8 protein-coding genes and 1 pseudogene are annotated in these 12,907 nt (G+C 66.8%); 5 read left to right on the forward strand and 4 right to left on the reverse strand.

The window, feature by feature from the left end; all coding sequences use genetic code 11:
• Window positions 1–170: 170 nt before the first annotated feature.
• Window positions 171–2,486 carry a peptidoglycan glycosyltransferase PbpC gene (gene pbpC / locus BMW49_RS12830; RefSeq protein WP_069519277.1) on the reverse strand — a complete coding sequence of 772 codons (2,316 nt, stop codon included), beginning with the start codon at window positions 2,484–2,486 and terminating at the stop codon, window positions 171–173.
• 195 nt (window positions 2,487–2,681) lie between these two features.
• Between pbpC and BMW49_RS12835 the strand changes: the two genes are divergently transcribed.
• Window positions 2,682–2,975: a hypothetical protein gene (locus tag BMW49_RS12835; protein WP_069519270.1), complete on the forward strand. Its 294-nt coding sequence runs from the start codon at window positions 2,682–2,684 to the stop codon at window positions 2,973–2,975.
• Between the two features lie 209 nt (window positions 2,976–3,184).
• Here the strand turns inward: BMW49_RS12835 and BMW49_RS12840 are convergent, their stop codons facing one another.
• On the reverse strand, window positions 3,185–8,089 hold the full coding sequence (locus tag BMW49_RS12840) for an alpha-2-macroglobulin family protein (RefSeq protein ID WP_069519271.1): 4,905 nt from the start codon (window positions 8,087–8,089) through the stop codon (window positions 3,185–3,187).
• A gap of 110 nt (window positions 8,090–8,199) precedes the next feature.
• Between BMW49_RS12840 and BMW49_RS12845 the strand changes: the two genes are divergently transcribed.
• The 4 genes and pseudogenes from BMW49_RS12845 (at window position 8,200) to BMW49_RS12860 (ending at window position 11,351) form a co-directional block, all read left to right on the forward strand.
• Window positions 8,200–9,558, forward strand: coding sequence for an MATE family efflux transporter (locus BMW49_RS12845; protein ID WP_069519272.1), 1,359 nt, complete (start codon window positions 8,200–8,202; stop codon window positions 9,556–9,558).
• The gene (locus tag BMW49_RS12850; protein WP_069519273.1) at window positions 9,555–10,595 is read left to right on the forward strand and encodes a sensor domain-containing diguanylate cyclase; all 1,041 of its coding nucleotides are present in this window, start codon (window positions 9,555–9,557) and stop codon (window positions 10,593–10,595) included. The genes BMW49_RS12845 and BMW49_RS12850 overlap by 4 nt, the downstream gene beginning before the upstream one ends.
• A gap of 22 nt (window positions 10,596–10,617) precedes the next feature.
• Window positions 10,618–10,878: pseudogene (locus tag BMW49_RS12855) on the forward strand (DUF2214 family protein); the annotation flags it as partial.
• Window positions 10,879–11,096: 218 nt separating this feature from the next.
• A complete protein-coding gene (locus BMW49_RS12860; RefSeq protein WP_090390962.1) occupies window positions 11,097–11,351 on the forward strand; it encodes a DUF2214 family protein in 255 nt (84 codons plus the stop codon).
• A gap of 199 nt (window positions 11,352–11,550) precedes the next feature.
• Here BMW49_RS12860 and BMW49_RS12865 read toward each other — a convergent pair whose 3' ends face one another.
• Window positions 11,551–12,390, reverse strand: a complete 840-nt coding sequence (locus tag BMW49_RS12865; protein ID WP_069519833.1) for an SDR family oxidoreductase — start codon at window positions 12,388–12,390, stop codon at window positions 11,551–11,553.
• A gap of 198 nt (window positions 12,391–12,588) precedes the next feature.
• Window positions 12,589–12,852, reverse strand: coding sequence for a DUF2790 domain-containing protein (locus BMW49_RS12870; RefSeq protein ID WP_069519834.1), 264 nt, complete (start codon window positions 12,850–12,852; stop codon window positions 12,589–12,591).
• Window positions 12,853–12,907: the final 55 nt, after the last annotated feature.

A 12,907-nucleotide genomic window follows, 5' to 3' on the forward strand; every position in this document is an offset into this window, starting at 1 on the left:
CGCGATACCCGGGACACACTCGCCCGGGTGTCGCTGCGCTCGACCCAGGCTACGGGCTAAAAACCGTAGGGTGCGCCATGCGCACCGCGATTTGTTGTGCCCACTGGTGCGCGCGGCTCACCCTACATGCGGCCTCTAATAATCCGGGGGCACAGCCCACCTGGCCAGGTTCAAAGCTCGATGGCGAACCCCACCTGCGCGGTCTGGCCGCTTTCGTCGAGCACGCTGAGCTGGTAGCTGCCGGGTTTGTCGAACGTCTGTTGCCAGACCTCGTCGACGGTGCTCTGGCCCATTGGCTGACCATTGACGAACCACCAGCGCGTGCCGCTACCGCCCAGGGCTGACAGGCGTAGGCGCAACGGCGTGCTGCTGGCCGTCGGGCGGCGCAGGCGGTCGCCCTCGCGCACGCCGACAATCGACAAGGGCGCGCTGACCGCCGTGGCCGTCGGCGGGCAGGCGCTATCGGCGGCCGGCAGGCGCGCACTGCGCCGTTCGCGGCGCGGCAGCCAGGGTTCCAGCGGCGCCGGCCAGAGCGCGATCTCCTCGACATGGGCGCCGGGGCAGCCCGGCGCCACGCGCAGGCCCTGGGGGTTGAGCCAGAGCGTTTCGCGCAAACCCAGACCGAGGGGCTGGTCGCGCGCCAGCAGGGTTGGTGGTGTGGTGCCATCCAGGGTCCAGGTAAAGCGCTGTTGCCGGCAATTGGCGTCATCGCGCCGCAAGGGCTGACCCAGCGGCCAGCAGATCGCCGCCACGCCAACACTGGCCGGCTGCGGATCGGCCGGTAATGGCACGCCACGCTGCTGATCGCGGTTGCTCAGCAGGTCATGCACCTGCAACAGCAGCGGCGCCGCCGAGGCCAGGCCGAATTGCCCCGGCACCGGCGTGCCATCGGGCCGACCGATCCACACCCCGAGCACATAGCGCGGCGCCACGCCCAAGGCCCAAGCATCGCGAAAGCCGTAGCTGGTGCCGGTCTTCCAGGCCAGCGCCGGGCGTGCCGTGAGCTGCGCCCGTGGGTCACGGTCGGGGCGTGCCTGGCCGGCGAGGATACGCCGCACGATCCAGGCCGCCCCCGGCGACAGCAGGCGCCGCTCGACCAATGGGTCCTGCGGCTGATAGCGCAGCCGCGCCGTCATGCCGCCACGGGCCAGGGCGCTGTAGCCGACCACCAGCTCTTCCAGGCGGCTGCCGGCGCCGCCGAGAATCACCGCCAGGTTCGGTTCGGCCAGCGGCGGCAAGGCAAGCGGCACACCGGCGCCGCGCAGCTCGCCGGCAAAGCGCTTCGGCCCGTAGGCTTCGAGCAACTGCACTGCCGGCAGGTTGAGCGAGCGTGCCAGGGCCTCGCTGGCCGAGACCGGGCCGCTGAAACCGGCAGCAAAATTGCCCGGCCGGTAGTCGCCATAGCGGCGCGGCACGTCCTGCAGCAGCGACTCGGCATGGATCAACCCGGCGTCCAAAGCCAGGCCGTAGAGGAAGGGTTTCAGGGTGGAACCCGGCGAGCGCTGCGCGCGGACCATGTCGACATGGCCGAAGCGCCGCGCATCGCCCAGGTCCACCGAGCCGACATAGGCGCGTACCGCCATGCTCGGCTGCTCGACCACCAGAATCGCCGCCGAGGTGCGCTCGGGCAAGCGCGCACGCCAGCCCAGCAACAGGTCTTCCAGGCGTCGCTGCAAGGCGGCGTCCAGGGTGGTGCGGATCAGCGCCGGGCTGCCCGGGGTGTTCAGCCGACGCGCTAACAGTGGCGCCAGGCGCGGTTCCTGACGGGGCGCCAGCAGCACCGGTTCCTGCCGCGCATCGGTCACCGCCGCCTGGGGCCAGACCTGAAACTCGGCCAGCCGCGCGAGCACCTTGTCCCGCGCGGCCTGGGCGCGTTGCGGGTGACGGTCCGGGCGCAGGCGGCTGGGCGCCTGGGGCAAGACCGCAAGCAGCGCCGCCTCGGCGCGGGTCAGCTGGGCCGGCGATTTGCCCAGGTAGGCCCAGCTGGCCGCGGCCACGCCCTGCAGGGTGCCGCCGAACGGCGCGCGGTTGAGGTACAGGGTGAGGATCTCCTCCTTGGACAGGTGCCATTCCAACTGCAGCGTGCGCCACAACTGCTTGAGCTTGCCGCTGTAACTGCGCGCATGGGGGTCGAGTAGGCGCGCCACCTGCATCGACAGGGTGCTGCCACCCGACAGCACGCGCCCGCTGCGCAGGTTCTGCCAGGCAGCACGGCCCAGGGCCAGGGGGTTGATGCCCGGATGGGCGTAGAACCAGCGGTCCTCGTAGGTCAGCAGCGCGTCGAGGTAATAGGGCGACACCCCATCCGGCGTCACCGGGTAGCGCCAGATGCCCTCGGCATCGGCGAAGCGCCATAGCGGCGTGCCATCCTCGGCCAGCACTACGCGGGCCAGGTCATCGGCCGGCAGTGGCAAGGGGAACAGCCGGTCGGCGCTCCACAGCACCAACACCGCCAGCAGCGGCCCGCCCAACCAGGGCCGACGCAACGCCCGTAACAGGGCGCGCCCACGCGCCAATGACTCAACCACCCGACCGTCCCCTCGTACCTAGTGCTGGCCTGCCTTGTAGCGCGGATGCGTGGCTCAGGCAAATGTGGGTTAATGGAACTCCGTTCGTCGCCAACAGCCCAATAGCCACGACCCATCGCGCGGCATAAGGCCGCGACTCAGGAAATCCCACTTATGTATGTAGAAGGCTTTTTCGAATCCCTCGGCCAGGCGTTCGGCGCATTTATCCGCTTTATCGTCGAGGCGCTCAGTGGCTTCTTCGGCATCCTCGGCAACGCCATTGGCGGTTTTATCGACGGTATGTCCAGCGCGCTGGGCGTCACGCCGTCACTGCTGACCATCGCCGTGGTGGTGATCGGCATCATGCTGCTGTACACCGCCCTGCGTTCGTTCCTGCGTGGCTCGATTATCAGCGGGATTATCTGGCTGTTGCTGGGGTTGTGGTTGTTGAGTGCGTTGATTCGCTAGCATTTTCTAAAGCAATCGCGAATAAAGGCCAGTTCCGTGTCACACAACACATGTCAGTCAAGCCAGGAGCGCGGGGGACCGAGTGGCTACCCGCTTTAGCCGTGGCGCTTTCAAGGTCTATCGCGAATAAATTCGCTCCTACAAATTGCAGGGTGTCGTGACATGCGATTGCGGGGCCTTGCGGCCCCGAATCCCATCTCTCCCTCACCTCAACGCGGCTTGACCACCAACTGCGCTGGGGTTTCGCCTAGGGCCTGCCAGCTTGGCCGGTACATGGACTCCACCTGGGGCGGTGGCACGCGATAAGTGCCCGGCGTCACCGCCCGCGCCAGATACAGCAAGTGAGTGGCGCCGTAACCGTTGACCTCCACCGCCGCCACATAGCGATCACCGCGGAACTCCTGGTGACGAATACCGGCGTTCTGCATGCTCTGACGCCACTCCTGCACGGCGGCGCTGGCATCGTCGAGGCTGGCAGCGCTGTTGGCCAGGTTCTGGTTTTCCAGCTCCAGCCCGGCCGGCAGCAAGTCGACCACCAGGGCATCAGGCACGCGCTGGCTCGCCGACACGGTCAGGTGCACCAGCACCAGCTCGCCACTGTCGAGGCCGTTCAAATCCAGCGGCTCGCCATCGGGGCGCAAGTACTCGCGGCTGATGCTCAGGGTATCGCCGCCGGCCGGCGGCGCCTGGCGTGGATAACCGGACAGCGTCAGTTGCTGGTACAGCGTCTCATCGCCCGCCGGGGTCAGGCTCAGGGGCTCTGCCAGTTGCGTGTTATCCAGGCGGATGCCCGGCTGCGCGTTGCTCAGGGTAAAGGCGAACGCACCGCTGTTCAGCGCGGTCTGCCAGCTGCGCTCGGGCTGGCCGAGCAGGTAGCGCCCGGCCAGGTACAGGGCATTACGCTCCTGGGTCGACAGCCAGCTGTTGCTCGCCACCTCATCGGCCAGGCTGAACAGCCGTGGCGCGCGGCGCTCGGCGGCCAGGTCATGCTCTTCGAGCAGCGCCAGAATCAGCGCCTGGTCGCGCAGCGGGCTGCCGTAATCGGCCAGCCAGGGTTTGGCATCGCGCGGCTGCGCCAGGCCAGCATCCAGGGCCTGATCGGCGCGCGGCTGATCGCCCATCTTCGCCAGGGCCACGGCCAGGTGCACCAGCGGCAGCCCGGAGCGGGCGTCGGCGCGGCGCTCGAACAGGCTGCGCAGGGCGCCCAGCGGCGCCTGCTGGCTGCGCGCAAGCACGTAGCCGGCGTAGGCCTGCACGGCAAAACGGGTGTGGTTGAGGTCTTCGCTGTAACCCACTTCGATCAGGTTGCGCTCCTGCACGTAGCGCAGCAGGCGCTCGCTAGCCTTGCTCAAGGCCTCGGCCGGCACGCTGAAGCCCAGGTCACGGGCGCGCAGGAGGAAGTCAGTGACATAGGCGGTCAGCCAGTATTCCTCCTCGCCGTCGCGGCCCCACAGGCCGAAGCTGCCGTTGTAACGCTGCATGCTCAGCAGGCGCTCGATGCCCAGTTCGATGGCACGCTTACGCTGCGCCTCAGGCTCGCCCTCGATACCCAGGCGCTTGAGCGTCACCGCGTCAGCATACAGCGACGGGTACAGGCCGCTGGTGGTTTGCTCCAGACAGCCATAAGGGTAAGCCTTGAGCGCGCGAATCTGCTCGCCGAGGTTCAGCGGCGGACGGCTGGAAACCGCCAGGCGTGCCTCCAGCCCTGCCGGCTCGAACCCCGCCAGGGCACCGGCCGGCAACAGCCAGGGCTGGCCGTCGAGTACCGAGCGGAACTGGCGCACCTGCGCCGGGTAGGCCGGGCGCACGCCAAGGTCCCAGTTGCGCTGCAAGACCGGCAGGTTTTCGCCCGGCAATTGCAGGCCCTCGACACTCACGCGCAACTGGCCCTGACCAAAGCCGCCCAGGGCGCGCACCGGAATGCGCAGGATCTGCCGCGCACCATCGGCCAGCTCAACCTTGAGGTTGCTCTGGCTGGCGTCGGCCAGCTGCAGCAGGCCGTCGGCCTGCAGGGTGACGCTCAACTGTTGCGCGGCGCCGGAGCGGTTGCTCAGGTCCAGGGCCAGGCTGGTCTCGTCGCCACCGGCCAGGAAGCGCGGCGCCGACAATTCGGCGATGAGCGGCGCCGCCACCACAACCTTGCCCTCGGCCATGCCGTAGCGCTCATCGGTCCAGGCCTGGGCCATCAGCCGCAGCTCGCCGTTAAAGTCGGGAATATTCAGGCTGAGACTGCCCTCGCCCGCGTCATCGAGGACGAGCACCTGGCTCTGCTCGGCGACGATCAGCACGCTGGTATCCGGGCGCTTGCCGCCAGCCGCCAGGGCCGCGTCACCACCAAAGGCCAGCTTGGCCAGGCGGCCCTGCCCCGCTTCGATCAGTTGCCCATACACATCCAACTGGTCGGCGCCGTAAGCCTTGCGCCCGAAGAAGGCGGCGAAGGGGTCCGGCGTAGCGTAGTCGGTGATATTGAGGATGCCGACATCCACCGCCGCCAACAGCACGCGCACCTGGGTCGGCACACTGCCATCGGCGTTGCGCGCACGCACCTTGACCGCCAGCGGCTGGTTCGGCCGCATATTCGCCGGCGCCTCCAGGCTCAGGGCCAATTGCCGGGGTGCGCGTTGCAGCGGCAGGTGCAGCAGGCCGACCGCACGTTTGGGCGTGGCCTGGGTCTTGCGCTCGCCAGGGCGAATCACCAGGGCGCTGACGTACAGATCATGCCGCGCCCAGGCCGCCTCGATGGGAATCTCGAAGGTTTCGCCTGCGGCGCCGACCTCAATCGCCTGCCACCACAGCGGGCCATCGCTGGACTCGACCAGCAGGTAGCCGCTGCCGGCTGCCGGCGGGGTGACGGTGACTTGCGCCACCTCGCCCTCGGCGTAGGCCGGTTTATCCAGCGCCAGTTTGACCTGGTCGGGGCGCACCGCGCCGCCATCGGCGTTGTCCTGCCAGCGGTAGCCGGCCCAGAAACGCAGGCTGCTGAGCAGGCCGGTCTGGGCGTCGATCACCTCAATGCGATACGGCCCCCACTCCACCGGGAAACTGACCTTGGCGGTACCGCCGGCGCTGACGGCCAGGGTCTGCTCGCTGAGGGTCAGGTATTTCTCGTTGTAGTTGTGGCTCCAGCCGTCACTGTCGGAGAAGTTCCAGTAGTAGTCGCGGCGCTCGCGCACCAGGCGCACGCTGAGGTTATCGGCGGCCAGCTTGTTGCCCTCGGCATCGGCCACCAGCACTTCGAATTCCGCCAGGCTGTCGGCATCTACCGCCTCGCCGTCGAACAACCCGCGCACACCGGGCAGGCGTTCTGCCGGCCATACCGGCTGGACCAACCGGCGCGTCACCGGGCGACCGCCCGACTCCTGCAGGCTGGCCTGGAGAATCAGCCGTAACGGCGAGCGGGCCTCGCTCCAGCGGCTTTCCAGGTCGATCTCGGCATGGCCCTGATCATCCAGGCTGAGCTCTTCCAGCTCGATGTCCTGGTTCAATTCCTCCTCGGTGATCGAGCCGAACTGGTAACCCGGCAGGTTATCCAGCGCCTCGCGCAGCGGTCGCACGTAAAGCTGGCCGCTGAGCCGGTTGCCCGCCGCCGGGGCGCCGTACAGGTAACGGCCGTTGACCGTGAAACGGGCGTTGTCGGCCGGGGCGAAGGGCGCGTCCTGGCCTTCGAGGTCCAGGGCCAGGCGCTCGGGGAGGAAGTCTTCGACGGAGAATTCATACAGCTGCGGCACGCCGTCACCGAGGTCGAACAGCAGTTGCCAGCGCCCGGTCGGCGCTTCGTCGGCCAACTCCAGCGCATATTGGAACAGGCCGCTGTCGTCACCTTGCCAGACGAAGGTGCGGCTGACCTGCTCATCCGGGCGGCGTACTTCAACCTTTACCGGCCGGGCCTTGAGCGCACGACCGTCGCCATCGCGCAGCAGCGCATTGAGCAGCACGGTCTCGCCCGGCCGATACAGATCACGCGGGCCAAACACGAAGAACTGCAGCGGGTGCGCCGGTGCGCCGGCAATGTCGAACTCGGCCAGATCCAGGGCCGGGCCGTCCAGGCGCAGCAGGCTGGTCTGGGCGCCTTGGTGGGCCAAGAGCAGGTTGGCTTTTTCAGGCAGCGGCAGCTCGGCATGCCCGGCTTTGTCGGTGCGGCCTTCGGCCAGCAGCTTGCCTTCAGCATCGAGCACTTCCAGGCTCACGCCCTCCAGCGCCTTGCCGCCAGCCAGGGCCTGGGTGAACACATCGAGGCGGTTACGGTATCGGTGCAGCGACAGACCGATGTCGCTCAGGCTGAACAGCGTCGCCGGCTGGGAGTAGCTGTAGCGCCCGGCCTCGCGCATCACCGCCAGGTACACGCCTGGCTCCTTGAACGGCGGCAGGTCGGCAATCGGCAGCAGCAGGGTTTCGCGGGTATTACGCGCCGGGTTGAGGTCGAAGCGCCCACCGTAGACCAGCTCGGCCATCGGCAGCAGTTGCTCGGCATCCCAGGTATCCAGGTTACTGCTGCGGCCCCAGCGGGCGAGAAAGCGCGGTAGCGCTTCGGGTTTGATGCGGAAGAACTCGACGTTGATCCGTTCGACATTCAGGGCGATCACCGGCAGGCCATCGGCCAGGCGCGTGGGCAGTAGCGAACCGCGGCTGGCAAAGCCAACGCTGGCTTGCAGGTCGCGGGTTTCCAGGCGGCTGACGTACTCGGCGGCCAGCGTCGCGTCGGTCAGGCTGCGCAGGCCGGCATCGACGGTCAGCACCAGCTTGCGCTGCGGCTCCAACGGGCGCAGGCGCAGTTCCATCAGGTTGTCGCTGAGCTCCCAGGCGCCGTCGACCTTGCCGCTTTTGCTGTCGACCAGGTGCAGGCGCTCGGCGAAATTCTGCTCCGGGTCGAGGGGCACCGACAGGCTCACGGACAGCGCGCTGGCGCCGTCGATCTGCACCTCGGATACATCTACCACCGTCAGTTCACGGCCGGCATAACGGGCGCGCAGCGCCTCGGGGTCGGCCGCAACCGGGTCCGCCTGGCGTGCTTCGGGCGCCGCGCTCGGCACGCTGGCCACCGGCTCGGGAGTGGATGAATCACAGGCGCTGAGCAGGCTCAGGGCAAGTGCCAGAAGCAGTCCTTTGTTCGGCATTACAGGCTCCGACGAGGTGGTATGAGCAGACGCCCGACACTATAGTCGAGCCCTATGCCAGATGCGCTCGACACATTCGCAGCCAGCAGCAGTTATCCGACGGAAGCCCCATGAGCCACTTCGCTACCTTGCGTGACGCCTGGCGCCACCGCCCGACCCACAACCGCGTCTGGGCGCTGGCCGCGCCGATGATTCTCTCCAACCTGTCCGTGCCCCTGGTGGCGCTGGTCGACAGCGCCGTGGTCGGCCATTTGCCCCATGCCCATCAGTTGGCCGCCGTGGCCATTGGCGGCAGCCTCTATACCCTGCTGACCTGGGCTGTGGGTTTTCTGCGCATGGGCACCACCGGCTTCGCCGCCCAGGCCAGTGGGCGCGCCGACGGCAGCGCACTGCGCCAGGTGCTGAGCCAAGGCCTGCTGCTTGGTGGCGGCCTGGCCATTGTATTGATCGCCCTGGCGCTGCCGTTCAGCCAACTGGCGCTGGGGTTGATGCAGCCGTCGGCGGCGCTGGATGAACTGGCCAGCCAGTACTTTCAGATTCGTCTGTTCGGTCTGCCCGCCGCCCTGGCCACCTATGCGCTGATCGGCTGGCTACTGGGCACCCAGAATGCGCGCGGGCCGCTGGCCATTCTGCTGACCACCAACCTGCTCAACGTCGGCCTCGACCTGCTCTTCGTGCTCGGCCTAGACTGGGGTGTGGCCGGCGCCGCCTGGGCTTCGGTGATCGCCGAATGGAGTGGCGCCCTGCTCGGCCTGGCGCTGGCCCTGCGCAGCCTGCGCGCTTACCCCGGGCAGATCGACCGCAGCGCCCTGCGCCGCTGGCAGAACTGGCGCCCGCTGCTGGCGGTAAACCGCGATATTTTTATCCGCACCCTGGCGTTGCAGAGCGTGTTTTTTCTGATCACTGTGCAGGGCACTCGCCTGGGCGATACCACGGTGGCGGCCAACGCCCTGCTGCTCAATGGCCTGCTGCTCACCGCCCACGCCCTCGACGGCCTGGCCCATGCCGTTGAGGCGCTTTGCGGCCATGCCCTGGGCGCCCGCGACCGCCTGGCGCTACGGCGCAACCTGCTGGTGGCCGGCGCCTGGTCGCTGCTTGCCAGCCTCGCGTTTGCGCTGTTCTTCCTGTTCGCGGGTAGCGCCTTTATCGCCCTGCAAACCAATATCCCCAGCGTGCGCGCCACGGCCGCCAGCTACCTGCCGTACCTGGCCGCGCTGCCGCTGATCGCGGTGTGGAGCTACCTGCTCGATGGGCTGTTTATCGGCGCCACCCGTGCCCGCGAGATGCGCGATGCGATGCTCATTGCCCTGCTGCTCGCCTTGCCGCTCGGCTGGCTGATGCGCCCGCTGGGCAACCATGGGCTGTGGCTGGCCTTTTTGCTGTTTATGAGCCTGCGCAGCGCCACCCTGGGTGTCTATGCTTACCGCCTGACACGCCGTGATCGCTGGTTTCAGGAGCCTGCCCCATGACCTTCCCCGAATCACTCGATGCCGAAGCTGAAGCCCGCCGCCAGCAATCCCTGGACAACCAGGAGCTGCTCGACACGCCCGCCGATCCGCTGCTCGATACCCTGGTGCGCCTCACCCAGGACCTGTTCGGCGTGCGCACCGTACTGGTCAGCCTGATCGACTGCGAGCGCCACTGGTTCAAGGCGCGGGTCGGCGCGCCGGTAGCGGAAATACCGCGCACCCCGAGCTTCTGTGGGCAGGCCATTCTCGGCACCGAACCCTATGTCATCGAAGACACCCACCTGGACACCAGCGTGTGCAGCGCCGCCGTGGTAATCGGCGAGCCGTTCTACCGTTTCTACGCCGGCCAGCCGTTGTTCTCGGCCGAGGGGCAGGCCCTGGGGACGCTGTGCATCATGCACACCACCCCCATGCACCTGGATGACCGGCAACTGCGCCAGTTGAAGGACATGGCCACCCTTGCCGAGGGCTACCTCAAGCTACTCAGCCTCAGCGAGCAAACCGCGCAATTGCGTGCGGCCCTGAGCCGCGAGGAGCGCAAGGTCATGCTCGACCCGCTGACCCAGCTGTGGAACCGCGCCGGCCTCAATCACTTCCTCGTGCTGGAGCAAGCCAGTGCCCAGGCACATGGCACGCTGCTGGGCGTGCTCTATTGCGACCTGGACCACTTCAAGTCGGTCAATGACCGTCACGGTCATGATGTCGGCGACCATACCCTCTGGCAGACCGCCCGGCATATCAGCGCAGCCGTGCGCCCGCAGGACGTGGTCACACGCAGTGGTGGCGAGGAGTTCGTGGTGCTCCTGCAGGTACGCGATGCCCATGAACTGCTGCAGGTGGCCGAGCGCATTCGCCAGGCGGTGCGCAGCACGCCGGTCCAGGCCGAGCAGCTAGCGCTGGACGTGACCATCAGCATTGGTGCCGCCGTGCATGAGGAATCCGAGGTCCTGGGCAACACCCTCAAGCGCGCAGACCAGGCGCTGTACTACGCCAAAGCGAATGGCCGCGACCGCGTCGAGCTGGCTGCGCCACACTGATCACGCCCTCACGAGAACCGCCATGGCCAATGCCCTCGCCGCTTACGCTCACTACCTGTCGATCTTCGTACTCTTCGCCCTGTTGACCCTGGAGCATCGACTGTTCAGCCGCGAGATAACGGTCGAAACGGCGCGTTCGCTGATCCGCCTGGATATCGCCTATGGCGTCTGTGCCGGCCTGGTGCTGGTCACCGGACTGGCGCGCGTGCTGTGGTTCGGCAAGGGGCTGGCGTACTACCTGGGCAACGGGCTGTTTCACGCCAAAGTAGGGCTGTTTATTTTAGGGTCTGTTCCCGTTTCGTCGCGAGCCGCGTTGCCGCGAAAAATCTCGCCAGGCTAGGCGGAGGACGCAGGGAATGGTTGTTCCCTTGCCAAGTCCTCCAACAACGCATGGCGAGATTTTGCGCGCAACCTAGGCGGCCCCACCCGAAGGGCCGGGCCAGTTTTAGCGCGATGCTGCGTTTCTCGATGGCTCATTTAGCCGGCTAAACTTCGCATCTCGTGCCTTGCCTCGCGCTAAAACTGGCTCCGGCGCGGCCGCGAACGAAACGGGAACAGACCCTAGTCGGGCTGATCTCAGTGGTGCCGACCTGGGTCTACCTGAGCTGGCGCAACGACCTCAAGGCCGGGCGAATGCCGAACATCAGCGCCGGCCAGGCCCGCTTGGTGACCACGGTTATCCGCCTGGAATTGGCGCTGCTACTGGTGATCCCGTTGTTGGCAACCATGATGGCCCGCGGCATCGGCGCCGCTTAATGACAGCGATGTCCCAGTGCGGTGTTGCACGGCGACGATGCTTTTTCGTAGGAGCCGCGCCCCGCGGCGAATGCCATGGGCAACGCCGAAATAACTGAATGGCGGCAATCAATTCGCCCCGAGGCGGGGCTCCTACGCGCGTTCTGTGGTTCACCCAGATGCTGCGTTAGGGCTGGCACAGGTTTTTTCGGGCATCGTCTTAATGCCGCCCCGACGGCTTGAGCCCGGACAACCGCGGCAATAGCACACGCTCGAATATCTGCGGGAAGAAACGCGCCAGCAACCGCGCGCGCCAGTCGACGTTGGACAGCACCAGCAAACGCCGGCGGCGCAGCGCACCGGCATAAATGGCTTCGGCAACATCCTGCGGCGAGGCCACCTTGCCCATGGCCAGGGGCGGCTGCGCGGCCACCGAGCCGTCGCCGACCAGGGCGTTCTTGCGCAGGTCGGTGGCGGTAAAGCCGGGGCATACCAGCATCACATTGACGCCCGAGCCCTTGAGCTCGTAGCGCAGGGTCTCGAACAAACCGTGCAAGGCATGTTTGCTGGCGTTGTAGGCGCTGCGGTAGAGCAGCGGGGCGAAGCCGGAGAGCGAGCTGAGCACGATGATCTGCCCGCTCCGGGCGATCAAGCTGGGCAAAGCCGCGCGAGTGCAATGCAGGGCGCCGAAGTAATTGACCGCCATGATCCGCTGGAACACCGCCAACTCGGTTTCGGCAAAGCTGCTGCGGTGGGTGATGCCGGCGTTGTTGACCAGCACATCGATGCCACCAAAACGCTCCACCGCCAGGGCCACCGCGCGCGCCACCGCCTCGGCATCGGCCACATCGCACTGCACGCCCATGGCCTCGGCGTTGTGATGGTCAGCCAGGTGCTGCACCAGGCTGTCGAGGGCCTGCTGGTCAAGATCGAGAATCACCAACCGCGCCCCGGCCTGAGCCAGGCGCATGGCCAGAGCACGGCCAATGCCCGCGCAGCCTCCGCTGATCAGCACCACCTTACGGTCGAATACCTTGTTGGCGAAAACCTTGCGATACATACGTTATCCCCACTCTCGGCACAGTCACGGTCTTCTGGGTTGCGAGGGCGATACCCTCTACAGCGCACAGTACCGAATCTACCATCACCGTCGACTACTGCCGCTATCCGCGTCAGGAATTGCGACTCATCGTCAGGGGAATCATGCCGCTGAACCGCGCCCTTGGTAGGCAGTCGCCAACACCGCAGTGACGCTCACTCAACCATTGCTGACACAGACATCAGCCAGCTTCAGATAGCTGACGGTTTCCGTCGTCCCCTGGGTGCTCAGGTAAGTCATTTTCACCTGCACCACCTCGCAAACCTGTGGTTGCGGTTCCTCGGTGCGAATGACCTTGGCGATATTCAGGTTCATGCCGTAGGTATAGGCCGTGGACTCGGCGTTTTCGTCAGCCAAAAGCGGCGAGCTACTAAGCACGCAGATGGCCATCAGGCTGGCGAGCGACAGGTTGTAACGCGTCATGGTGAACTCCCAAAGGCTGATGATCCGCAGCCTGAACGGTCCCGCATAAGGCCCG

The sequence above is a fragment of the Pseudomonas cuatrocienegasensis genome (genome assembly GCF_900110925.1).
GTDB lineage: Bacteria > Pseudomonadota > Gammaproteobacteria > Pseudomonadales > Pseudomonadaceae > Aquipseudomonas > Aquipseudomonas cuatrocienegasensis.